We start from the raw sequence: 23416 nt of genomic DNA, 5'->3' as shown, positions 1-23416 counted from the left end.
TTGCTCGGGATCGATGGCATAAGAGCCGGCCTTTAAACAGTTTAAATTGCTTCGGGAGCGCAGGGCGCTGGCACAGAAGATCAAGCTTTCCACCATCGCGGATGCGCTCGGCGTGTCCACGGCCACGGTCTCGCTGGCCTTGCGCGACAGCCCGCTGGTCGCCGGCGGCACCCGCGATCGCATCAAGGAACATGCCCGCGCCATCGGCTATATCTACAACCGCCGCGCCGCCAGCCTGCGCACCTCGCGCTCGGGCATTGTCGGCGTCGTCGTCCACGATATCATGAACCCGTTCTTTGCCGAGATATTGCGTTCGATCGAGAGCGAACTCGACCGCAGCCGGCAAACCTTCATCCTGTCGAACCACTACGACCAACTCGAGAAACAACGCACCTTCATCGACACGCTTCTGCAACTCGGCGCCGACGGCGTCATCATGTCGCCGGCCATCGGCACGCCGCCCGAAGACATAATCATGGCCGAGGAGAACGGTCTCCCGGCAGTGCTGATTGCACGCACCGTCGAAGGTGCCGACGTGCCGGTGTTTCGCGGCGACGATGCCTACGGTACCGGGCTTGCTACCAATCATCTGATCTCGCTTGGCCACAAGCGCATCGCAATGATCGGCGGTACCGATCAGACGTCGACCGGCCGCGACCGCTATCAGGGATATGTCAATGCCATGGAGGCGGCGGGGCTTGAGGTCAGGCCGTCCTGGCGTATCGCCGGCCCGCGCACCAAACAGGCCGGCTTCGAGGCCGCCGGGCAGTTCCTAGCGCTGAAGGACAGGCCGACCGCGGCCTGCTGCTGGAACGACCTCGTCGCCATCGGCCTGATGAACGGCATCGCGCGCGCCGGGCTGGTGCCGGGCATCGACATCTCCGTTACCGGCTATGACGACCTCGAGGAGGCGGCGATCGCGACGCCGGCGCTGACTACCGTGTGGAACGGCCAGCGCGAGGTTGGCCGCCGCGCCGCCAGCGCGCTGCTCGACAAACTCAACGGACAGACGGTGCGGCCGTCGCAGGAACTGATCAAGCCGGAACTGCATGTGCGCCAGTCGACCGGCAAACCGGTGGAACGTGCATGACAAAAACCAAACAGCAAGCTGTCGCCATTCTGGTGCCGGGCCAGTTCAACGATCATGCGGTCGGCCGCATCGACGGGGTGTTCAGCCGCGTCCGGATCGAACGCGCCGATCCGTCGCTGGTCACCGACGAGATGCGTCATACGGTGCGCGGCATCGCCGCCTTTGGCGGCATAAGCTCCGCGTTGATGGACGCGCTGCCAAAGCTCGAGATCATCGCCAATTTCGGCGTCGGCTATGATTCGGTCGATGTCCGCCACGCCGCACAGCGCGGCATCATGGTCACCAACACACCGGATGTGCTGACCGAAGAGGTCGCCGATACGGCGCTCGGCCTGTTGATCAATACCATCCGCGAACTGCCGCGCGCCGAGGCCTGGCTACGCGACGGAAGCTGGCTGCGCAACGGCAACTATCCGCTGAGCCGGCTGACCTTGCGCGGGCGCCATGTCGGTATCTTTGGCATGGGCCGCATCGGCCTCGCCATTGCCCGCCGGCTCGACGCTTTCGGGCTGCCCATTGCCTATCACAACCGGCGCCGCGTCGAAGGCCTGTCCTATGACTATCACCCGACGCTGAAAGGTCTCGCCGGGGCGGTCGACACACTGATCTCGGTGGCGCCCGGCGGGGCTTCGACGGAAAAGGCCGTCAATGCCGAAATCCTCTCGGCTCTTGGGCCGAACGGCGTCTTTGTCAACATCGGCCGGGGCAGCACGGTCGACGAACCAGCCCTTGCCGCCGCACTTGCCAGCGGCAGCATCGCCGCTGCCGGGCTAGACGTCTTTGCCGACGAGCCGAATGTGCCAGCGGCGTTGCTTGCCGCGCCCAACACCTCGCTTTTGCCACATGTCGGCTCGGCCTCGCAGCACACCCGCCGCGCCATGGCGGACCTGTGCGTCGAAAATCTGGTCTCGTGGTTTTCGCAGCGCAAGGCGCTGACGCCGGTGCCGGAGACGGCAAATGTCAAGGCAAGGCCGTAAGCGGGCTGCCATATCTATTAACTTCAGCTTAACCCTTCGGAATCATTCTGGTCCCTTCGCAGTGTATGTCCGCCTGACAGGACATGACAGCAAGATGAAGCGCGCCTCCCTGATCTCTTCGAACCGGCGCGCTTGAAATGCGCGGAGAACCAGGATGAAGACGCTTCCTGCATTGATGACAGTCGCTGTGCTGTTCGGCAGCGCCCAGCTGTTTTACGCCGGTAGCGGTGAAAGCCGTGCGGCCAGTGAGTCACCGCTTTCATCCGGCAACTACAGGCTGGTAGCCCATGGCAACGAGGGGTCTTGTGCGGTCAGCCGCGGCGCCGAGATTTCGCAAGGCCTGTCGCTGTTGACGATCGCAGCAAATTGCCGCCGGGTGTTGCCCGGCGTCGAGCAGGCGAAGTTCTGGCGAGAGCAGGATGATGGCACGGTCACCTTCAGCGCCAACGGCACCGATCCGATCGTCATGTTCTCAGTCGCCGACGGCGATGGTTACGAATCCTACGCGCCGGCGCTGCCGCTGCTGACGCTGGCGTCGGCCGGCAACTAGCGAGCGCGGCAGGACTATTCCGCGGCTGCGCGCGCACCCGATTTCGCCGCCTGATGCAGGCGCACCGCATCGCCGAATGCGCGAAATATCTTTACCGAGATACTGTCCGATTTGACCCAGTATTCGGGATGCCACTGGACGCCGACGGCGAAAGCCCGTGCATCGCGCACCGAAACCGCCTCGACAGTGCCGTCGGCGGCGACCGCTTCGACCTGCAGCTTTGGGCCAAGCCGGTCGATGGCCTGGCGATGCACCGAATTGACCATGATGTCGCCGGCGCCGAAGACCCCGGCCAGGCAGCTGCCGGGTTTTATCGCCACGCTCTGGCGGATGGCGAAGCGTTCGTCCTGATTGTCGCTTGCCGGCGCACGATGATCGAGCGAACCGGCGCGTTCCTGGATTTCGGTGGCCAGCGTGCCACCCAGCGCCACATTCATCTCCTGGATGCCGCGGCAGATGGCGAGCAATGGCACCCCGCGCTCCACCGCCCGGCGGATCAGCGGCAACGTCGTCGCGTCGCGGGCGGAGTCGTAAGGACCATTGGCTTCGCTGGCGTCACCGCCATAGAGCGAGGGATGAACGTTCGATTTGGAACCGGTGACCATGACGCCGTCGACGGCGGAAAGCAGTTCGTCGAAGTCGAGCCGGTCGCCGAAGGACGGTACCAGCAGCGGGAACACGCCTGCACCCGAAAGCGCCGCTTCGAGATATTGCTGTGGCGTGGCATGCCAGGTGTAATTGTCGAACTGGCGGACGTCGGCCGATACGGCCACGAGCGGCTGGTGCATTTGGTCCGGATCCCATCGGGTGCAACGAATTATCTGCCTGCAAAATAGGCGATCCGAAGGCGCATTTCCATGGCAAGTTTCGGCGTGTCGCGTAGGCCAGTTAATCGACCTTAGACTATAGTTGCAAGATCTGCCCCAACGCCGTGAATTTCCCCGAAATGCGTCGCTCAAACCGGGCTGCCGTGCTGGACTCGACTCCTTGCCTGTGTATTGTCGGCTCGAAGCCGATCCGGGCGCCGAAGTGTCCCGAATGTCGGTCAGTGGATCCAAAAGGGAGGAACTTCATGGATCGTCGTTCGTTCATCCGCAAGGCCGGCACCGCCGGCGTTGGCGCTGCGGCCGCTGCCGCGACACTTGCCGCGCCGGCCATCGCCCAGTCCAATCCGAAAGTGACCTGGCGGCTGGCGTCGTCCTTCCCGAAGTCGCTCGATACGATCTATGGCGGTGCCGAAGTGTTTTCCAAGATGCTGTCGGAGGCGACCGACGGCAACTTCCAGGTCCAGGTCTTCGCCGCCGGCGAACTCGTTCCCGGCCTGCAGGCCGCCGATGCCACCACTGCCGGCACGGTCGAGGCCTGCCACACGGTGGCATACTATTACTGGGGCAAGGACCCGACTTGGGCGCTGGGAGCGGCGGTTCCGTTTTCGCTCAACGCGCGCGGCATAAACGCCTGGCACTATCATGGCGGCGGCATCGATCTGTTCAACGAGTTCCTGGCGACGCAGGGTCTGTTTGGGCTGCCGGGCGGCAATACCGGCGTGCAGATGGGCGGCTGGTTCCGCAAGGAGATCAAAACGGTCGCCGACCTTTCCGGCCTCAAGATGCGTATCGGTGGTTTTGCCGGCAAAGTGGTGCAAAGGCTCGGCGTGGTTCCTCAGCAGATCGCCGGTGGCGACATTTATCCGGCGCTGGAAAAAGGCACGATCGATGCCGCCGAATGGGTCGGCCCCTATGACGACGAGAAGCTCGGCTTCTACAAGGTTGCGCCCTATTACTACTATCCCGGCTGGTGGGAAGGTGGACCGACCGTCCATCTGATGTTCAACAAGGCGAAATACGACGAACTTTCGCCGGCTTACAAGTCGCTGGTGCATACTGCCGCTCAAGCGGCCGACGCCAACATGCTGCAGAAATACGACTATCTCAATCCGGCGGCGGTTAAGCGGCTGGTTGCCGGCGGTGCCAAGTTGAGCCCGTTCAGCCAGGAGATCATGGCCGCCTGTTTCGAAAAGGCCAACGAAGTCTATGCCGAGATGGAAGCCTCGAATGCGCCGTTCAAGAAGATCTGGGATTCGATCAAGGCGTTCCGCAAGGAGCATTATCTCTGGGCGCAGGTGGCCGAGTACAACTATGACACCTTCATGATGGTCCAGCAGCGCAATGCCAAGCTCTGATCCTGTTGCTTCGCGGCGCCAGTGTTCCTTTCGGAACACTGGCGCCGTAGCGCATTCATTTGCGATCAGCCGGGCACCACCACGACCTTGACCTCGCCTGGCGCCGGCGGGTTGGCAATGATCGCCACCGCCTCGTCGAGGCTGACTTGTCGTGATATCAGCCGATCTACTTCGATCGTCCCCGAGGCGATAAGATTGGCGGCCCGGCGATGGGTAAAGGGGTTGAGGAAGGAACCCAGGACCTTCAACTCACGGAACAGCAGATCGAACGGTTCGAACGCCACTTTCATGCCTTGCGGCATCACGCCGACGACGACGACGGTGCCGCCCGCTTTGGCCAGCCGCATCGCCTGCTCAACAGTGTCTTTCACGCCGGCGCATTCGAACACCACGTCGACGCCGCCCGGCATCAAACCCGACCGGCCGACGATCGCATCGATGACATCGAAGGCGCTGGGATCGAGCGTCGCCGTTGCGCCAAATTGCTCGGCAAGAGCCCGCCGCGAGGCCTGACGGGTCGACAAGATAATGGTCGTCGCACCGGCGAGCTTTGCCAGTTGAACGGTGAGCAGGCCGATCACGCCGCCGCCGAGCACCGCGACCGACGAGCCTGGTTTGATCGCGGCAAGGTCCACGCCATGCAGGCAGCAGCCGAGCGGCTCGCAGAAAGCACCATGCGTAGGCTTCAGATCGCCTGGCAAGACGAAGGCCTGTTTCTGTGGCAGGACAAGATATTCGGCAAAGCCGCCATCGCGATGGATACCGATGGCGCGTAGATTGCCGCAGAGATTGACCCGGCCGGCCTGACAATGCTCGCATCGGCCACAGGCAATGTTGGGATCGCCGGTGACGCGGTCGCCGACGGAAAAGCCGGATACGGCAGGTCCGACCGCCTCGACGATGCCGGAGAATTCATGCCCGAGCGTCACCGGCGGCGTGCACGGGAATTCACCATGGAAAAGATGCCTGTCGGTGCCGCAGACGCCGCACGCCTCGATGCGCACCAGCAGATCGTTCGGCCCGGCGGTCGGTTTCTCGACCTCGCACACGGCGAGGCTGCCCACTCGCTCCAACCGAACCGCCTTCATGGCTGCCGGGCCCTCCTCAGTTGAAACTCGGTGGTTGCGACAGATCGATTGCCGGCGCCGCCGGTTTCGCGGGCGGCTTTTCGTCGAAGCTCGGCGGCTGCGACAAATCCGGTGTGGAAGGTGAGGCCGGGGCAGTGCCGCCGTTGGCCGGCGGCGTGCCAAGCGGCGACAAGCCGATGCCAGGCGTTTCCGGCACCTGGTAGTTGATGGTGCCAGGATCGACGACAGTGCCTTTGTAGTGCATCACCATCTGCGGGAAGGCGATGGTCAGGCCGATCATGATCACCTGGATGCAGACGAAGGGCACTGCGCCCCAATAGATCTGCCCTGTGGTGACCGGCGCGATCTGCTTGCCGGTGAGTCGGTCGAGATAGGGCACGCGCGCGGCGACCGAGCGCAGATAAAACAGCGCGAAGCCGAAGGGCGGATGCATGAAGGAGGTCTGCATGTTGACGCCCAAAAGCACGCCAAACCAGATCAGGTCGATGCCGAGTTTGTCAGCCGCTGGCGCCAAAAGCGGCACGATGATGAAGGCAAGCTCGAAAAAGTCGAGGAAGAAGGCGAGCACGAAGACGAGGATGTTGACGCCAATCAGGAAACCGACTTCACCGCCCGGCAGCGACGTCAACAGGTGCTCGACCCAGATGTGGCCATTGACGCCGTAGAAGGTCAGCGAGAACACCCGCGCGCCGATCAGGATGAACAGAACGAAGGACGACAGCCTGGTCGTCGAGGCCAGCGCCTGCTTGACCACGTCGAGCGACAGCCGCCCCTTCATCGCCGCCATTGCCAGCGCGCCGACGGCGCCCATGGCGCCGCCTTCCGTCGGCGTGGCGATGCCAAGGAAGATGGTGCCCAGCACCAGGAAGATCAGCGCCAGCGGCGGGATCAGCACGATGATCACCTGCTGTGCCAGTCTGGACATCAGGTTGATCTTCAGGCGCTGGTCGACGATCGCCACGACATAGATGAAGATGACGCCCATGGTGGCGCCGAGGATATCGGCGTTGCCGCCATGGTTCGGCGCAAGGTAGCGATACGCCGCATAGGAAACCACCACCGCCGCCAGCAGCGCCGCCAGCAGCGACAGCACGCCGTGGCCGAGCGTGCGGGCCTCCAGCGGCAGGGCCGGCATCGACTTCGGCCGGAAGATCGACATCAGCAGGATGTAGAGCATGTAGATGCCGGTCAAAATGAGTCCGGGGATCAGCGCTCCCTTATACATATCGCCGACCGAGCGGCCGAGCTGGTCGGCCAGGACGATCAGCACCAGTGACGGCGGGATGATCTGGGCGAGCGTCCCGGACGCGGCAATGACGCCGGATGCCAGCCGCCGGTCGTAGCCGTAGCGCAGCATGATCGGCAGCGAAATCAGACCCATGGCAATGACGGAGGCCGCCACCACGCCGGTCGTCGCGGCGAGCAGCGCGCCGACGAAAATCACGGCATAGGCGAGGCCACCACGGACCGGTCCGAACAACTGGCCGATCGTGTCGAGCAGGTCTTCGGCCATGCCGGATCGTTCGAGCACGATGCCCATGAAGGTGAAGAACGGGATCGCCAGCAGCGTATCGTTCGACATCACCCGGCTGCCATAGAAATTATCCGGCAACGCGTGCAGCAACGGCCAGGCGAGATTGATCGAGCCGCCCGAATAGGGCGACAGAAGCACGCCGATGAAGAAGAACATCAGGCCGTTGGCGGCGAGCGAGAAGGCGACGGGGTAGCCGATCAGCAGGAAGACGACCAGCGAGGCGAACATGATCGGCGCCATGTTCTGGGCGATGAACTCGATCACGAGCGCACCTCTTCGGCGAGCGCCTTGGCTTCGAGTTCGGCCTGCTCATGCGCCGATATGAACGGAGTGGGATCGTCCATCTGACCGCGCATGATGGCGATTTTCTTGATGATTTCGGAAATGCCCTGCAGCGCGAGCAGAAAAAAGCCGACCAGCAGGATCGCCTTCGCCGGCCAGATGATCAGCCCGCCGGAATTGTTCGACATCTCCCCGCTGCGATACGACAGCGACACATAGGGAACGAAATAGACCACCATCAACGTCACGAACGGCATCAGGAAGAAGACGTGACCGAAAAGGTCGATCCAGTGCTGCACGCGGCGCGAGAACATGCCGTAGACGATATCGATGCGGATATGGTCGTTCTGCTTCAGCGTGTAGGCGGCGGCCAGCATGAAGGCGGCGCCGAACAGATACCATTGCAATTCCAGCCAGGCGTTCGAGGACATGTCGAACACCTTGCGGATGACGGCGTTGGCGGCGCTTACCAGGATCGCCAGCAGGATCAGCCACGAAACCCATTTGCCGATGAATTCGTTCAAACGGTCAATGGTTCTGGAAAGAGCGAGAAGCCCTGCCATGCATTCCTCCCTTGTGTCAGAGCGCGGCGGTTCACTGTCCGTCGCGTCGCTGTGGACCAACGGTATGCAGTGCGTGGTCCGGCGGGTCAACACGGGACAGCCCGCATAAACACAGTTGTGAGATGACGGGCGGCAAAATGCTGCCGCGTCCTTTGCATGTCCAAGGACATGCGGCGCTTTCACCCAAGCAAAGTCGGGTGCGGCTCAGGCGATCTTCTGTTGGTCGCGGCCGGCGCCGATCAGCACAAGCATGGCGACGAGGAACAGGTACATCCAGCCGTCCCGCCATTCGAGCGGAAAATAGCCGGCCCATAGCGATTCGGCCATGCCGAAAGCGGCGGCGCCCAGTGCCGCCCGCAAAGGCGAAAGATAGCCGCCCACTGCGGTCACGAACAGGATTTTCAACCCGTAGACCAACCCTGTGCCGAAGCTGATGTTGCCGTAGTAGAAGGCGGCGAGCACGCCGGCCAGTGCCGCGCAAAGGCCGCCGAAAAGCACCGCACGCCGAAACACCGCACGGACATCGACGCCGCACATCGCAGCCGCCTTGGGATCGTCGGATACGGCGCGCCAGCTCCGGCCGAAGCTCGAATATGCGAAGCCCCAGGCAGCCAGCGCTATGGCCGCCAGTACGGCGGCGCAATCGAGCAATTGGATCAGCGTCAACGTCGCCTTGAAGCTGGCATTCTGCGCGAAGACGATGGTCTGGGCCAGCATTGGCGGCAACCATAGGTCATGGGTATCGGCGGCGATGCGGCTGGCTTCCGACAAGACCAGCAATATGCCGAGCGTCGTCACCACGATGGCGTTGGGCGAGCGGTCGGCCAGCGGTTCGAAGATACTTCGGGACAGGACATGGCTGAGCAGCGCCGCATAAAGGAATGCCGCAGCTACGCCGAGCGCGACCGACGCAAACAGCGTCAGCCACAGCGCCTGATAGCCGAACGCCGCGGTGAGGATCATCGTATGCCCGCAAAAGGCGAACAGCGCGCCATAGGCAAGATTGGTACGGTGCAGGATGCCGTTGGTCAGCACGTAGCCGAAGGCAAGCAATGCGTAGAGCGCGCCCGAATGCAGCCCGTTCAGAACCTGCTGGAAGAAATAGAGCATGCAAGACCCTCTATGCATGCCCCGCAATCGGGGCAGAGGTTTGGGACGAACGATATTCTCAGTACGGCGATCGCCTCAGTGAGCGTTGCACCCGGAATCTAACTTGTCAAACGCGAGTTATCAGTTAGATTCGCCATATGACGGTATCCTGGACTCCGCACCGCTTTACCGGTGGCATGCTGGCGCTCGATACGGCGAACACCGTCGTTTTGCGGAACGATCCGAAGAAAACTTTCGACCGTTTCGACGATCCGGCCGAGATCGCCCGCTTTGCCGAAGCCGCGAGTGCCTTTCGCGCCGCCGAGCGCGGCGGCAGGCGGCTCGTAGCGCCGGCGCCTGAAAAGATCGCACCGGTGGTGCTGTCGATCCGGGAGACGACCGATCGGCTGTTTCGCGGCGCGGTATCGAAAGGTGCGATCGCGACCGGCGATATGCCGAAATTCTTGGAGGCCTGCGCCGATGGCCTCGCTCATAGCCGCACCGAAATCGGCACGCCTGGAAAACCGTTCGGTGATCCGGCGACGCCGATTGTCTTTGAGGCCGCGCTTGCGGTCTCGGCGTTGTCGCTGCTGCGTAGCGACACCATCGCCAGGCTGCGGATATGTCCGAACTGCAGCTGGCTGTTTGTCGACAAAAGCCGCAATTCCAGCCGCCTCTGGTGCGACATGGCGGTGTGCGGCAACCGCCAGAAGGCAAACCGACATTATCGCCGCCGGACCGCGGCCAGGGAGGTCACCAATGTCTAGAAGATTCTCACGCGCGATGATTGTCGTCGCGGCGTTGTTCGCGGCGGCCGCGCTCGGCGCCTGCCGTGATTCCGGCAAGGACCAGCTGTTCGCCATTTCCGGGAAGCTGTTCGAGTTCAACTACCGGCTGGGTATCGCCACCTATGTCATCACCCTCAATCCGCTGCGGCCGGTGGGTGAGGGGCAGGTCGCTGTGGTCTCCTTCCAGAACCCGGCCGGTGGTGATCCGATCATCGTCACCCAGAAAATATGGCCGAAGCTGCCGCATGTGACGCTTACCAGCCCGCCGCTTACCTGCGTTGTCAAGGACAAGCCCTATGCGGTGTCGATCCGCATCGAGGATTCCAGCGGCAAGTTGCTGCAGAGTTTCGCGACCACTCTGACGTCCTCGCTCGACCAGTCGGTCCTGCCCGACCGGCCTCTGGTGGTCGGGCCAGTCTACGAGCTCAACAAGGACTTGGCCGGCCATGTCGACGGCAAGCTGCCCGGTGAACCGAAGCCCAGTTGCCCAAAGGCTGCATGATGCATCACCAGCGGCACTGAGCGCCGCCGGAATTTTTCATGCTCGGCCATCCTCCCCGACAGGCGTTTCGTGGCGCCACACGGCCGCGCACGGATCGTTTGTTGCGGACCGCCTGGCACCTTCGATTTTGTTTGACCTCCCCGGCAAGGGAAGAAAGACTGTGGGCACTCGACTCCGACGTTGGCCGCGCACCTCCAGGCGCGGCCTCCGCACAGGAAATGCCTGATGACGCTGCACAATGTCGCGCTCGACGACAAGTTCGACCTGGCAAAGGAGCGGATCTTCCTGTCGGGTGCCCAGGCAGTCATCCGCATGCTTCTGATGCAGCGCGAGCGCGACCGCCGGGCTGGCCTGAACACCGCCGGTTTCGTCTCCGGCTATCGCGGCTCGCCGCTCGGCGGCCTCGACATGCAGCTGTGGAAGGCCAGGAACCAGCTCGCGCAGTCGGACATCGTCTTCCAGCCCGGTCTCAACGAGGAGCTTGCCGCCACCGCCTGCTGGGGCTCGCAGCAGGCCGAATTGCTGGGCGAGGGTACCCATGACGGCGTTTTTTCGGTCTGGTATGGCAAGGGTCCGGGCGTCGACCGCTCCGGCGACGTGTTCCGCCACGCCAATCTCGCCGGGTCGTCAAAACATGGCGGCGTGCTGGCTCTGATGGGTGACGACCACATGGCCGAATCCTCGACCAACGCGCATGCCACCGAGTTCCTGTTCGTCGACACCATGGTGCCGATCCTTAATCCGGCCGGCGTCCAGGAGATCATCGACTACGGCCTCTACGGCTTTGCCATGTCGCGTTTTGCCGGCACCTGGGCGGCGATCAAATGCGTCAAGGACAACATCGAATCGACAGCCTCTGTCGGTGCCGCGCTCGACCGGCTAGATATCGTCATCCCGGACTTCGACATGCCGCCCGGCGGCCTCAACATCCGTAACGAGATCGACATGCTCGGCCAGGAGGAGCGGTTGCATGAATACAAGCGCGCCGCCGCTTCAGCGTTCATCCACGCCAATGGGCTGAATCGGATCGTCTATTCGGGCGGCACCAGCGCCAGGCTTGGCATCGTCACCATCGGCAAGAGTTATCTCGATGTTCGCCAGGCGCTGGAGGATATCGGCGTCGACGAAGCGGCCGCCAGTCGTATCGGTATCAGGCTGTTCAAGGTCGGTTGCCCGTGGCCGCTCGACCTGCAACACATCGCCGACTTTGCTCGCGGCCTCGATACCATCGTCGTCGTCGAGGAGAAACGCTCGCTGATCGAGGTGCAACTGCGCGAGAACCTTTACGGCACCGCGACGCAGCCGGTCATCGTCGGCAAGAAGGACGAGCGCGGCGACTGGCTGTTCCCGGCCAAGGGCGCGCTCGACCCCAACGATATTGCCATCGCGCTCGGCGAGAGGATTTTGCGAACGATCGGCCCGTCGGAAGAAATCGCCGCGCGGGTGGCGAAGTTGCGCCAGTTCCAGGCGATGCTGGCCGACACGTCAGACATCGCCTCGCGCACGCCCTTCTTCTGCTCCGGCTGCCCACACAATTCCTCGACCAAGGTGCCGGACGGCTCGCTCGCCGCCGCCGGAATCGGCTGTCATTTCATGGCGCTGTGGATGGACCGCAACACCGTCGGCTTCACCGCCATGGGCGGCGAGGGCGCGCAGTGGGTCGGCCAGGCGCCGTTCTCGAAGCGCGAGCACATCTTCCAGAATCTGGGCGATGGCACTTACAACCACTCGGGTGTGCTGGCGATCCGCTTCGCGCTGTCGACCGACGCCAACATCACCTACAAGATCCTCTACAATGACGCCGTCGCGATGACCGGCGGGCAGCCGCACGAGGGCGGCCTGACGGTGGACATGATCGCAAGACAGGTGCGCGCCGAGGGCGTGGAGCGCATCGCCATCGTCACTGACGAGCCGGACAAATATACCGGCAAGGTGGAATTTCCCGCCGGCGCCACCATCCATCACCGCGACGACCTCGATCTCGTCCAGCGCGAGTTGCGTTCGGTCAAAGGCGTCTCGGTGCTGCTCTACGACCAGACCTGCGCCGCCGAGAAGCGTCGCCGCCGCAAGCGCGGCACGTTCCCCGATCCGGACAAGCGTATCTTCATCAACGAACTGGTCTGCGAAGGCTGCGGCGATTGCGGCGTGCAGTCGAATTGCGTCTCGATCCAGCCGGTCGAGACCGAATTCGGCCGCAAGCGCAAGATCGACCAGTCGAGTTGCAACAAGGACTTCTCTTGCGCCAACGGCTTCTGCCCCTCCTTCGTCACCGTTCATGGCGCCAAAATCAGGAAAGCCGAAGGCATAGCCGGCGCGGCCGACCCGCTCGCGGGGGTGCCGGCGCCGGCGCAATTTACGCTCGGTGAACAAGGCTGGGCGGCGATCATCGACGGTGTCGGCGGCACCGGCGTCGTCACAATAGGCGCGGTGCTCGGCATGGCCGCGCACCTGGAAGGCAAGGGCTGCGGCATGATCGACATGGCCGGCCTCGCCCAGAAGGGCGGCTCGGTGTTCACCCATGTCCGCATCGCCCGCACGCCGGACGACATCCACGCCATTCGGGTATCGGCCGGCAAGGCCGATCTCGTGCTCGGCTGCGATCTCGTCGTTTCGGGTGCCAAGAAGGTGTTGGCCGCGGTGCGCGAAGGCCATACCATCTTCCTCGCCAACACTGCCGAGATCATGCCGGGCGAGTTCGCCCGTTCGGCCGATTTCTCGCTGCCCGTCGAGCGGCTGAAGAAAGCGATAAGAACGGCCGCGGGCGACGACAGGACGCATTTCTTCGACGCTACCCGCACCGCCACTGCGCTGTTCGGCAGCTCGCTTGGTGCCAACATGTTCATGCTCGGATTCGCCTTCCAGCATGGCGGCTTGCCGCTGTCGGCGGAGGCGGTCGAGAAGGCGATCGAGCTCAACGGCGAGGCGGTAGCGATGAATGTCGCGGCATTTCGCTGGGGCCGCCGCGCCGCCCACCAGCCGGATTTCGTCCGCAGCCTTCTCGCCCAGCCGGGCAAGGCCACGCAGCATGCCGCCATTGCCGAGACGCTGGACGATATCATTGCTCGCCGCGTCGCCTTCCTGACCGCCTACCAGAACGCCGCCTATGGCAAGCGCTATGCCGACAGACTGGCGGCGCTGCGCAAGGCCGAAACCAATGCTGTGCCCGGGTCGACCGTGGTGACCGAGGCTGCCGCAAAGAACCTGTTCAAGCTGATGGCGATCAAGGACGAATACGAGGTGGCGCGGCTTTATACGGACGGCTCCTTTGCCGCAGAGCTCGCAAAGCAGTTCCAGAGCTACGGCAAGCTTGAATTCCATCTCGCACCGCCGATCATGGGCAGGCGCGGCAGTGACGGGAAGCCGAAGAAATCGAGCTTTGGCCCGTGGCTGATGAACGGGTTCCGCCTGCTGGCGGCGATGAAGGGCCTGCGCGGCACCGCTTTCGACCTGTTCGGCTACAGCGCCGAGAGGCGTATGGAGCGGCAGCTTCTTGCCCTCTATGAAGCCGACCTGGAACTTGTCGCCGGCGCGCTGGCGCCGGGCAAGATCGAGGTTGCTGCCGCGCTTGTTTCGGTACCGGCGCTCATCCGCGGCTTTGGCTACGTCAAGCAGGCCAGTGCCGAAAAAGCCGCCGGCGAACGCCAGCGACTGCTCGACCGCCTCTCAACGGCGCCGCTGCGGCCGCAACTTCAAGCCGCCGAATAATTCAGCGCTGTGATACGCCTTGTTTACCTGAACTGTAGTTTCCCTGCTTCCGCTGCGTCACCGATGAATGCCAATAGAGCCCGAACCGCTGCTCTAAACCTTTCTTAAGGCCAATGTGACACTGCTGGGTTCCCCAGGGTTGGGATCCAGGCGTGAATCTGAGACGAAAAAACGAGATTCCGGTCGACGTTTACATTCCGTTCGTGGAAACGCTGTTTCGCGACGGGTTCACGCTGTCGATCGGCCTTGTTGCGCAGACACTCCTCGTCATTCTGGTCTATTGGAAGACCATGGACTTGGCGTATCTTCTAGTTGCCGCTGGGCTCATCATTGTCGGTACCCTGCGCCTTCGCAACATCCGAAAATACGGGCGACTTCCTTCCCCGACGACGTGGGAAGAAGCCCATGATCGCGAAAACGATTACATAATTTTTGGTTCGATGCATGGTTTCATGCTTGGCGCGTTCTGTTTCGTCAGTATCTATCTGGCAAATGACAGCCACGACAACTATGCCGAAATAGCCTCTGTCTGCGTCACTCTGGCATCGGTCACGTCGATTGCCGGCCGCAATTATGGGTCGCCGCGCATGGTCATGATTTTTATCATAACCACTACATGGCCCATATCGCTTGGCTTTATCCTGCGCGGCGATATCTACCACATCATCCTCGGTCTGATGTCGGCCCCTTTTCTGTTTGCGATCAAGCGGTTCGCCGACATCGTCCGCGAAGTCCTGTTTACCGCCCTGTCGGAGGAAAAGAAGGCGAACCGCATCGCGCAGCGTTTCAACCGCGCGCTCAACACCATGTCGCATGGCCTTGTCATGCTTGGTCCCGACGGCCGGGTGGCGGTGGCCAATGCCGAAGCCGCGCACCTGATGTCGCTCAAATCGGCCGATGCGCTGCTAGGCCGCTCGATCCATGGTCTGCTGATGCGCGGCGCTGCAGGCGGCATGCTGGCGCCGAAAGATTGCCGTTACATCGAAGCCCAGCTGACGCGTGCGTTGCGCGAGGGCCGCGACCGCAAGGTCCTGGTCTCGCTCACCAACGGCCAGCACTATGAATTTTCGGCGCGCGAAGGCAGCCAGGAACTGGGCGTCGTCACTTTCGAGGATGTGACCGCCCGGGTCGAGGCGGAAGACAAGATCCGCTTCATGGCGCGCTACGACAGTCTCACCGGCCTGCCCAACCGCGCCTACTTCCACGAGTTGGTGGTGGAAGCCATGGCCTCAGGGGATCCCGAGCGTCTCTGCGGGCTGGTGGTGCTCGATCTCGACGATTTCAAGAGCGTCAACGACACGCTCGGCCATCCGGTCGGCGACGGATTGATCTACGCCGTTGCCGAGCGGCTGGCGGCAGTCGCTGGGCCAGGCATCACCGTCAGCCGCTTCGGCGGCGACGAGTTCATGATCTTCTTCGAGCGCATCGAGGATGAAAGCCACTTGACCGGCCAGGTTGATGAGATCTTTGTCAATCTACAGGGCGAGGTCGATGTCGCCGGCCACGGATTACGCATCCAGGCCAGCGGCGGCGCGGTGCTGTCGCGGGTCAAGGATACCGACGTTGACGCCATGATCGTCAAAGCCGACCTTGCACTCTACAAGGCCAAGGAGCTTGGCAAGAACGGTTGGCGGCTGTTCGAGGCCTCCATGGATGCTGCCTTCCGCAGCCGTCAGCTGATGAAGGCGGACCTGCGCAGCGCCGTGGAAAACAACGAATTGCGGGTGGTCTATCAGCCGATCGTGGCGATGAGCACGATGCGTATCGCCAGTTGCGAAGCGCTGTGCCGCTGGGATCATCCCGATCTCGGGCCGATTTCCCCCGGTATCTTTATTCCGCTGGCGGAGGAAATGGGGATTATTTCCGACATCAGCACCTTCGTCCTGCATGCGGCCTGCACGGAATGCGCCAAATGGCCGGCCCAGACCAGCGTGTCGGTCAATCTCTCGGCCAAGGATTTCCGCAACCGTGATGTCATCCAGAAGGTTCGCGACGCGCTGGCTGAATCCGGTCTCTCCGCCGGACGTCTGGAGATCGAAGTCACCGAGACGGCGCTGCTCGACGACAAGTCGCTGACACGCCAATATATCGAGGAGTTGAAGCGGCTCGGCGTGCGCATTGCGCTCGACGATTTCGGTACCGGGTATTCGAGCCTCAGCTATCTCCACAAACTGCCGCTCGACAAAATCAAGATCGACCGCTCGTTCCTGATGGATGTCACTCAGAACAGCCGGTCGCTCGAATTGCTCAAGGGCATCGTCAACCTGTCACGGCCGCTGGGACTTTCGGTTACCGTCGAAGGTGTCGAGACCTTCGAACAGCTCAAGATCCTGGCATTGCAGGTCAAGCCGGACCTGGTCCAGGGCTTTCTGTTCGGGTCGGCACTCAGCGCGTCCGGCATCGAGACGATGTCGAGCACCGTCTGGCCCTTCGCCAAGGACATCCAGACGGCAAGGAAGGCGCCGCGGCGCTGACTTCGCGCTGAAAAACCGCGTATTTTAGTATAATTTTATTAATTATTAACCTTAACGAGCGGTAAACGAGATCCTACTTATTTTCATCTTTACATCTCATGACCCGTCCGTAGTGTCGGCTGGTGGCGGTAATCGCGGGGAATAGAGTTCATGTGTGCCCAGTTGAGTTCGCTCGGCCATGCGGCGGGCGCTGGTGGGAAAGATGCGTCCGAGACCATGTCCAGCTTCGCGCAACATGTTTATGCGCTGCTTGACCGGACGGAGTACCGACGCTGTGAAAGCGGCGAGGACTTCGAAAGCATTTACAGGCTGCGCTACAATTCCTATCGGATGAACGATCTGGTGCCCGAGAATGCGTCCCGTCAGGTCCATGACGAGTTTGACGAACTGCCCAATTGCCATACGTTCGGAATCTACATCGAGGGGCGGCTGGTCAGCACAATGCGCCTGCATAACGTGTCTGCTGATAACGCCACATCACCAGCGCTCAGCGTCTACAAGGACTTGTTGATGCCGCGTCTGGCGGCCGGCGAAGTCTTTATCGACCCGAGCCGTTTTGCCGTGGACGCCGAATGGTCACGGCTTTACCCGCAGATCCCGTATGTGACGCTGCGCCTTGCGGGCATGGCTTGCTTCCATTTCGGCGCGCCTTATTGCATATCCATGATCCGCGAGGACCATGCGGCTTTCTACAAGCGCATCTATCGGGCGCGACCGATTGGCGATGCGCGGCCCTATGCCGGCGTGATCAACTGTTTCGCGCTGCTTTATCAAGCCGATGTCCTGGCGATCAAGAATGAAACCTACGCTCGCTTTCCGTTCTTCCGTTCGACGCCAATGGAGCAGCGCATGTTGTTCGATACGCCCGGTGCCGGCGAACTCGCCCCGCTGACCATCCTGCCCACCGCCAAGTATTTTCGCGAAGCCGCCTGAACGAGCCCATGGAGCCTTCCGGTCGCTTCGGCGTTCTGGGCAAGGGTGCTGGTAGTAGGTCGGCACGGCCGGCATCCGCCAAGCATCGCTTCGATAGCGATCCGATCAAAGGAACCGATATGACCATTTCCACGCTCGCCCTTACCCCGCTTATCTCGCTGATTGCAGGCGTGCTGATCCTGGTGATGCCGCGGCTGCTCAATTATATCGTCGCCCTTTATCTGATCGTTGTCGGCCTGCTCGGTCTGTTCCCGCATCTCGCCGGCTAACGACATCGGCAATAGCGGACCTGCCATCCATTGTGATTGGTATCGCCGCGCTTCGCGCAGCGATTTCAAGTTTTGCTTGAGATTGTTGGCTGCGGCGATGCGGCAATAGCGCCATTGCCCTTAACGCGGCTTTTCGCTATGTGCCTGAAAGATGTCTTCGAAGGGGTATTCCAATGGCTGAACACACGCCGACCGGTCCTGTCGAACTAGGCGCGAAGATGGACTATGCCGAGCACGACCGCACCTATGCCGGCTTTGTGATGCTGGCCAAATATGGGTCGCTATTTTGCGCCGCCGTGCTTCTTGCCATGGCGTTCGGCTTCTTTGTGGGCGGCTTCTTCTCGGGGACTATCCTGTTCGTGCTGATCCTGGCCATCGGCGCCTTTATTCTCCGATAACTCCTCCAACCTTTGTCGAAGGCGCCGCCGGGGTCGGTCGGTGTCTTGCGGTAACAGGGTTCCGGCCGAAAGGATCATGCGGTGGGACAGACGGTTTTCATCCCTCGTGAGCTCGACGCAAACGAGCCGCGCGTCGGGGCCTCCCCCGACACGGTGAAGCGGCTGGCGGCACTGGGTTTCGACGTGATTGTCGAAACCGGCGCCGGCACTGCGTCGCGCATTCCCGACGAGGAGTTCGCCCGGGTGGGCGCCGCGATCGGCAAGGCCGGCGATGCAGCCAGGGCCGATGTCGTGCTGAAGGTGCGCCGGCCCATGGACGCCGAGCTGAAGGGCTACAAGTCCGGCGCCGCTGTCATCGCGATCATGGATCCCTACGGCAACGACGCTGCCGTCGCTGCCCTTGCCAAGGCCGGTGTTACTGCCTTCTCCATGGAGTTCATGCCGCGCATCACCCGCGCCCAGTCGATGGACGTTCTATCCAGCCAGGCCAACCTCGCCGGCTATCAGGCGGTGATCGACGCGGCTGCCGAATATGACCGAGCGTTACCGATGATGATGACGGCGGCCGGCACCGTACCGGCAGCGAAGGCGTTCGTCATGGGCGTCGGCGTCGCCGGTCTGCAGGCCATCGCCACCGCGCGCCGCCTCGGCGCCGTGGTCACCGCCACCGACGTGCGCCCGGCCGCCAAGGAGCAGGTCGCCTCGCTCGGCGCAAAATTCCTGGCCGTCGAGGACGAGGAGTTCAAGGCGGCCGAGACGGCCGGCGGCTACGCCAAGGAAATGTCGAAGGAATACCAGGCCAAGCAGGCGGCGCTGACCGCCGAGCACATCGCCAAGCAGGACATCGTCATCACCACCGCGCTGATCCCCGGCCGTCCGGCGCCGAAGCTGGTCTCGGCAGCAATGGTCGCCTCGATGAAACCCGGCTCTGTGATCGTCGACCTCGCGGTCGAGCGCGGCGGCAATGTCGAGGGCGCCGAAGCCGGCAAGGTGGTGACCACGGCCAACGGGGTAAAGATCGTCGGCCATCTCAACGTTCCCGGTCGCGTCGCCGCCTCGGCCTCGCTTCTCTATGCCAGGAACCTCTATGCCTTCCTCGAGACGCTGGTCGACAAGGCGGCGAAGATGCTTGCCATCAACCACGACGACGAACTGGTCAAGGCGACGATGCTGACCGATGCTGGCAAGATCGTGCATCCGGCTTTCGCAAAGGCTGAGCAGGAGCCGCCAAAGGGCCAATATGTCGAGCCACCGGCCATTCCGGCCAGGACGATGGTTGCCGAGGCTTCGGCGAAGCCGGCTACGAAGAAAACGGCCGCTTCGAGGAAGCCCAAGACCACCGGAGGGATCGCGTGATGGATCAGACTCTGCAGAAAGCCCTCGACCAGCTCGACCAGGCGACAGCTGCCGTGCGGCTCGCGGTGCAGAACCTGGCGGCCGCGCCCGGCACCGAGGCGGCGGGTGACGCCGCTCACGCGCTGTCCGGCGGTGCCATCGATCCCTTCGTCTTTCGCTTCGCCATCTTTGTCCTGGCGATCTTCGTCGGCTACTACGTCGTGTGGTCCGTCACGCCGGCACTGCACACGCCGCTGATGGCGGTTACCAACGCCATTTCCTCGGTCATCGTCGTCGGCGCGCTGCTGGCCGTCGGCATCTCGGCCTCAGGGCTTGCCACCGGCTTCGGCTTCGTTGCGCTGATGCTGGTATCGGTCAACATCTTCGGCGGCTTCCTCGTCACCCAGCGCATGCTGGCCATGTACAAGAAGAAGGAAAAGTAGGCCGCTATGAACGCCAACTTCGCCTCCTTTCTCTATCTGGTCTCCGGCATCCTGTTCATCCTGGCATTGCGCGGCCTGTCGCATCCGACCACCAGTCGCCAGGGCAACATGTACGGCATGATCGGCATGGGCATCGCCATCGCCACGACGCTGTCGCTGGCGACCCCTTCGGCCGGGCGCTTCGGCCTCATAGTGCTCGGGCTGCTGATAGGCGGCTCGGCCGGTGCGGTCACGGCACGGCGCATTGCCATGACCTCGATGCCGCAGCTGGTCGCCGCCTTCCACTCGCTGGTCGGTCTTGCCGCGGTCATGGTGGCGGCCGCCGCCATCTATGCACCGGAAAGCTTCGGCATCGGCACCGTCGCCGATATTCATGCCCAGGCACTGATCGAGATGAGCCTCGGCGTTGCCATAGGTGCCATCACCTTCACCGGCTCGGTCATCGCCTTTTTGAAGCTCGACGGCCGCATGTCGGGCAAGCCGATCATGATCGGTGGCCGCCACTTCATCAACGCGGCCCTGGGCATTGCGCTGATCGTGCTGATCGTGCTGCTCGTCACCGCCGAGTCCAAGGTGGTGTTCTGGCTGATCGTTGCCGCCTCGCTGGTGCTGGGTGTGCTTCTCATCATCCCGATTGGTGGCGCCGATATGCCGGTGGTCGTGTCGATGCTGAATTCCTATTCGGGCTGGGCCGCGGCCGCTCTGGGCTTCACGCTCGGCAATCTGGCGCTGATCATCACCGGCGCGCTGGTCGGCTCGTCGGGCGCCATCCTGTCTTACATCATGTGCAAAGGCATGAACCGGAGCTTCATCTCGGTCATCCTCGGCGGCTTCGGCGGCGAGACATCAGCCATTGCCAATGACGGCATCGAGCGCACGGTCAAGCAGGGCTCGGCCGAGGATGCCGCCTATCTGATGATGAATGCGCAAAAGGTCATCATCGTGCCGGGCTACGGCATGGCCGTCGCCCAGGCGCAGCACGCGCTGCGCGAGATGGCCGACAAGCTCAAGGCCAACGGCGTCGACGTCAAATACGCCATCCACCCGGTTGCCGGCCGCATGCCCGGCCACATGAACGTGCTCTTGGCCGAAGCCAATGTGCCTTATGACGAAGTGTTCGAGCTGGAGGACATCAACTCTGAGTTCGCGCAGGCCGACGTCGCCTATGTCATCGGGGCCAATGACGTCACCAATCCCTCGGCTCGTGACGACAAGTCCTCACCTATCTACGGCATGCCAATCCTCGACGTCGACAAGGCGCGCACTTGCTTGTTCGTCAAGCGCTCGCTCGGCTCCGGCTATGCCGGCATCGACAACACGCTGTTCTACAAGGACGGCACCATGATGCTGCTCGGCGACGCCAAGAAGATGACCGAGGAGATCGTCAAAGCGATGGATCACTGAAACGGCGTCGCTGCCAACTCACTGCCGATCGTCGAATACAGCCCGGCTCCGCGCCGGGCTTTTTCTTGGCTGTTACCGGTTCTGAAGCTACGATGCCGACCCGTCGTCTTGCTAACGGCGTCATCGTGGAGGTGCTGGTGCCCGACCCTGGTTCTGCTGCATCGCCGGCCGCCGATCTGACCGCAGCAGAGAAGGCGCCACGCAAGCGCAGCCAGGCGGTAGTGGTCGTGCACGGCATGGGCGAGCAGCGGCCCATGGATACGTTAAGGGAGTTTGTCCAGGCCGTATGGAGCCACGATCCTGCCCGTGCACCGTTCTATGCCCATGTCCCCGATCCGCCCGACCCGATGGGTGCGAAGATCAACCAGAGCTGGATCACGCCCGACAGCCGGACCAATTCGCACGAACTCCGCCGGATCACCACGCCCTATGATGTCGATGGCCGCCGCACCGATTTCTATGAGCTTTACTGGGCCGACATCACCCAGGGCACGACCCGAAGCCGCCTTGCTGCCTGGGTGACGACCCTGCTCTGGCGCAAGCCGGCCGATATTCCGCGCGATGTGCTCAAACTCTATGTCGTCACGCTTTTGGCCACCATCGTCGTCCTTGGCGCGGCGCTGGCGCTCGCAACGTCGACCTGGCAAGGCTACATCTCCTGGACGACCGGTGTGCTTGTCACGGTTCTGGCGTCGTTCGTCATCTGGTCGGTGGACCAGTTTGGCTTGCCTTATTTCGGCGACGTTGCCGCCTATGTGCGGGCCGAAGCGGCAACGGTCGAGAAGCGGGCGCTGGTCCGCGAGCGTGGCCTCAAGCTGCTGAAGCGTCTCATGATGGACGATGCCTATGACCGCATCGTGCTGGTCTCGCACAGCCTCGGGTCGATCATCGCCTATGATCTGTTGCAGATATTGTGGGCCGATTTCAGGCCTAGAAAGTTGGAAGCCATTCGCGACAAAGCGAGGCTGAAGGCGATCCACGTCGTCGACAAGGCGACGCTGGCCGCCGATGCCTCCGGTTGGCCCGACAGCCTCGATGACCTCCCCGCATTCCGGCGCAGCCAATGGGAGCTCTACCGGCAGCTTCGCGTCGGCGACGCCGATCATCCGCTGCCGTGGAAGATCAGCGATTTCGTCACGCTCGGCAGTCCGCTGACCCACAGCGAGTTTCTGGTGACCTACAACCTCGCCGAATTCAGGCGCGGCATCGCCGAGCGCCTGTTTTCGGCATGCCCGCCGATCGCCGACAGGGCGGCGGGCGGGACCATGCTCTACCAGGAAGGGCGCAGCCATTCCGGCAAGCCGCAGCGGGCGGTGCATCATGGCGCGGTGTTTGCCGCGACGCGCTGGACCAATATTTTCGACAGGGGCAATGGCTGGCTGACCGGCGACCCGATTTCAGGGCGGATGACGGAAAATTTTGGTCCCGGCGTGGAAAACATCCAGGTCGAGCTGCGCGGCTCGGGCGGCCGCGTCTTCACGCACAGGCTCTACTGGTCGCTGACGGCGAGCGGCGTCGAGGTCAACGCGCCGGCCGGCGTACAACCGCGCTCGCACCTTGCCGTGCTGCGCGATGCGGTCGATCTCGGCCGCAAACTGGAAGCTGAGCTGTAGGCGGCGAGCAGCGCACGACAATGCCGCGGCGGCAGTTCAAAGCAAGGTCCCCTTCGGACGCAATCTTCCCGAAGCGGACCGAGTTCGCTTAGTCACCGATCAACGATTGGTCAGGAAAATCGCTTCCTCGTCGTCGCGCTGCCTGCCGCCAAGTGCTGCAGCCGCGCTGGCAATGAAGGCCCCGACGACCAGCGACA

At 62.6% G+C, this 23416-nt stretch carries 20 protein-coding genes; 15 read left to right on the top strand and 5 right to left on the bottom strand.

Annotation, left to right across the window (positions count from 1 at the left end; all coding sequences use genetic code 11):
- Positions 1-67: 67 nt before the first annotated feature.
- The 3 genes from NKI97_RS25225 to NKI97_RS25215 all read left to right on the top strand — a co-directional run bounded on the left by NKI97_RS25225 (position 68) and on the right by NKI97_RS25215 (position 2617).
- Positions 68-1090 carry a LacI family DNA-binding transcriptional regulator gene (locus tag NKI97_RS25225; protein WP_023676245.1) on the top strand — a complete coding sequence of 341 codons (1023 nt, stop codon included), beginning with the start codon at positions 68-70 and terminating at the stop codon, positions 1088-1090.
- Positions 1087-2067: a 2-hydroxyacid dehydrogenase gene (locus NKI97_RS25220; protein ID WP_352452215.1), complete on the top strand. Its 981-nt coding sequence runs from the start codon at positions 1087-1089 to the stop codon at positions 2065-2067. The genes NKI97_RS25225 and NKI97_RS25220 overlap by 4 nt, the downstream gene beginning before the upstream one ends.
- Before the next feature lie 154 nt (positions 2068-2221).
- Complete coding sequence (locus tag NKI97_RS25215; protein WP_352452214.1) at positions 2222-2617, top strand: hypothetical protein; 396 nt, start codon at positions 2222-2224, stop codon at positions 2615-2617.
- 14 nt (positions 2618-2631) lie between these two features.
- Here NKI97_RS25215 and NKI97_RS25210 read toward each other — a convergent pair whose 3' ends face one another.
- A complete protein-coding gene (locus NKI97_RS25210; RefSeq protein WP_352452213.1) occupies positions 2632-3405 on the bottom strand; it encodes a gamma-glutamyl-gamma-aminobutyrate hydrolase family protein in 774 nt (257 codons plus the stop codon).
- Between the two features lie 284 nt (positions 3406-3689).
- On the opposite strand from NKI97_RS25210, the gene NKI97_RS25205 reads away from it, so the two are divergent.
- A complete protein-coding gene (locus NKI97_RS25205) occupies positions 3690-4799 on the top strand; it encodes a TRAP transporter substrate-binding protein (protein ID WP_023676249.1) in 1110 nt (369 codons plus the stop codon).
- A gap of 65 nt (positions 4800-4864) precedes the next feature.
- Here NKI97_RS25205 and NKI97_RS25200 read toward each other — a convergent pair whose 3' ends face one another.
- From NKI97_RS25200 to NKI97_RS25185, 4 genes are all read right to left on the bottom strand, one after another.
- Positions 4865-5887 (bottom strand): zinc-dependent alcohol dehydrogenase family protein, encoded by a 1023-nt coding sequence (locus NKI97_RS25200; protein WP_352452212.1) that lies wholly within the window; start codon positions 5885-5887, stop codon positions 4865-4867.
- Between the two features lie 16 nt (positions 5888-5903).
- On the bottom strand, positions 5904-7682 hold the full coding sequence (locus NKI97_RS25195; RefSeq protein WP_352454837.1) for a TRAP transporter large permease: 1779 nt from the start codon (positions 7680-7682) through the stop codon (positions 5904-5906).
- On the bottom strand, positions 7682-8266 hold the full coding sequence (locus NKI97_RS25190) for a TRAP transporter small permease subunit (RefSeq protein WP_352452211.1): 585 nt from the start codon (positions 8264-8266) through the stop codon (positions 7682-7684). The genes NKI97_RS25195 and NKI97_RS25190 overlap by 1 nt, the downstream gene beginning before the upstream one ends.
- Positions 8267-8470: 204 nt before the next feature.
- Positions 8471-9376, bottom strand: coding sequence for a branched-chain amino acid ABC transporter permease (locus NKI97_RS25185; protein ID WP_023676253.1), 906 nt, complete (start codon positions 9374-9376; stop codon positions 8471-8473).
- A gap of 137 nt (positions 9377-9513) precedes the next feature.
- Here NKI97_RS25185 and NKI97_RS25180 point away from each other — a divergent pair, with 137 nt between their 5' ends.
- The 11 genes from NKI97_RS25180 (at position 9514) to NKI97_RS25130 (ending at position 23219) form a co-directional block, all read left to right on the top strand.
- Positions 9514-10122: a CGNR zinc finger domain-containing protein gene (locus NKI97_RS25180; protein WP_352837149.1), complete on the top strand. Its 609-nt coding sequence runs from the start codon at positions 9514-9516 to the stop codon at positions 10120-10122.
- The gene (locus NKI97_RS25175; protein WP_352452209.1) at positions 10115-10645 is read left to right on the top strand and encodes a hypothetical protein; all 531 of its coding nucleotides are present in this window, start codon (positions 10115-10117) and stop codon (positions 10643-10645) included. Before NKI97_RS25180 ends, NKI97_RS25175 begins: the two co-directional genes overlap by 8 nt.
- A gap of 225 nt (positions 10646-10870) precedes the next feature.
- On the top strand, positions 10871-14350 hold the full coding sequence (locus NKI97_RS25170) for an indolepyruvate ferredoxin oxidoreductase family protein (RefSeq protein ID WP_352837146.1): 3480 nt from the start codon (positions 10871-10873) through the stop codon (positions 14348-14350).
- Positions 14351-14502: 152 nt separating this feature from the next.
- On the top strand, positions 14503-16824 hold the full coding sequence (locus tag NKI97_RS25165; RefSeq protein WP_352452207.1) for a putative bifunctional diguanylate cyclase/phosphodiesterase: 2322 nt from the start codon (positions 14503-14505) through the stop codon (positions 16822-16824).
- A 150-nt stretch (positions 16825-16974) separates the two neighbouring features.
- Positions 16975-17757, top strand: coding sequence for an N-acyl amino acid synthase FeeM domain-containing protein (locus tag NKI97_RS25160; protein ID WP_023676258.1), 783 nt, complete (start codon positions 16975-16977; stop codon positions 17755-17757).
- Positions 17758-17876: 119 nt separating this feature from the next.
- Positions 17877-18026 (top strand): DUF3096 domain-containing protein, encoded by a 150-nt coding sequence (locus NKI97_RS25155; protein WP_013528205.1) that lies wholly within the window; start codon positions 17877-17879, stop codon positions 18024-18026.
- A gap of 173 nt (positions 18027-18199) precedes the next feature.
- Complete coding sequence (locus NKI97_RS25150) at positions 18200-18424, top strand: aa3-type cytochrome c oxidase subunit IV (RefSeq protein WP_023676259.1); 225 nt, start codon at positions 18200-18202, stop codon at positions 18422-18424.
- An 81-nt stretch (positions 18425-18505) separates the two neighbouring features.
- Positions 18506-19780, top strand: a complete 1275-nt coding sequence (locus tag NKI97_RS25145) for a Re/Si-specific NAD(P)(+) transhydrogenase subunit alpha (protein WP_352837143.1) — start codon at positions 18506-18508, stop codon at positions 19778-19780.
- Complete coding sequence (locus tag NKI97_RS25140) at positions 19780-20202, top strand: NAD(P) transhydrogenase subunit alpha part 2 (RefSeq protein ID WP_036238371.1); 423 nt, start codon at positions 19780-19782, stop codon at positions 20200-20202. The genes NKI97_RS25145 and NKI97_RS25140 overlap by 1 nt, the downstream gene beginning before the upstream one ends.
- Positions 20203-20208: 6 nt before the next feature.
- A complete protein-coding gene (locus NKI97_RS25135; RefSeq protein WP_352452205.1) occupies positions 20209-21606 on the top strand; it encodes an NAD(P)(+) transhydrogenase (Re/Si-specific) subunit beta in 1398 nt (465 codons plus the stop codon).
- A gap of 92 nt (positions 21607-21698) precedes the next feature.
- Positions 21699-23219 (top strand): hypothetical protein, encoded by a 1521-nt coding sequence (locus NKI97_RS25130; protein WP_352837140.1) that lies wholly within the window; start codon positions 21699-21701, stop codon positions 23217-23219.
- Positions 23220-23416 lie beyond the last annotated feature (197 nt).

Source organism: Mesorhizobium sp. M0296, from assembly GCF_040321675.1.
Classification (GTDB): Bacteria; Pseudomonadota; Alphaproteobacteria; order Rhizobiales; family Rhizobiaceae; genus Mesorhizobium.
This window is presented reverse-complemented; position numbering and strand designations above follow the sequence as displayed.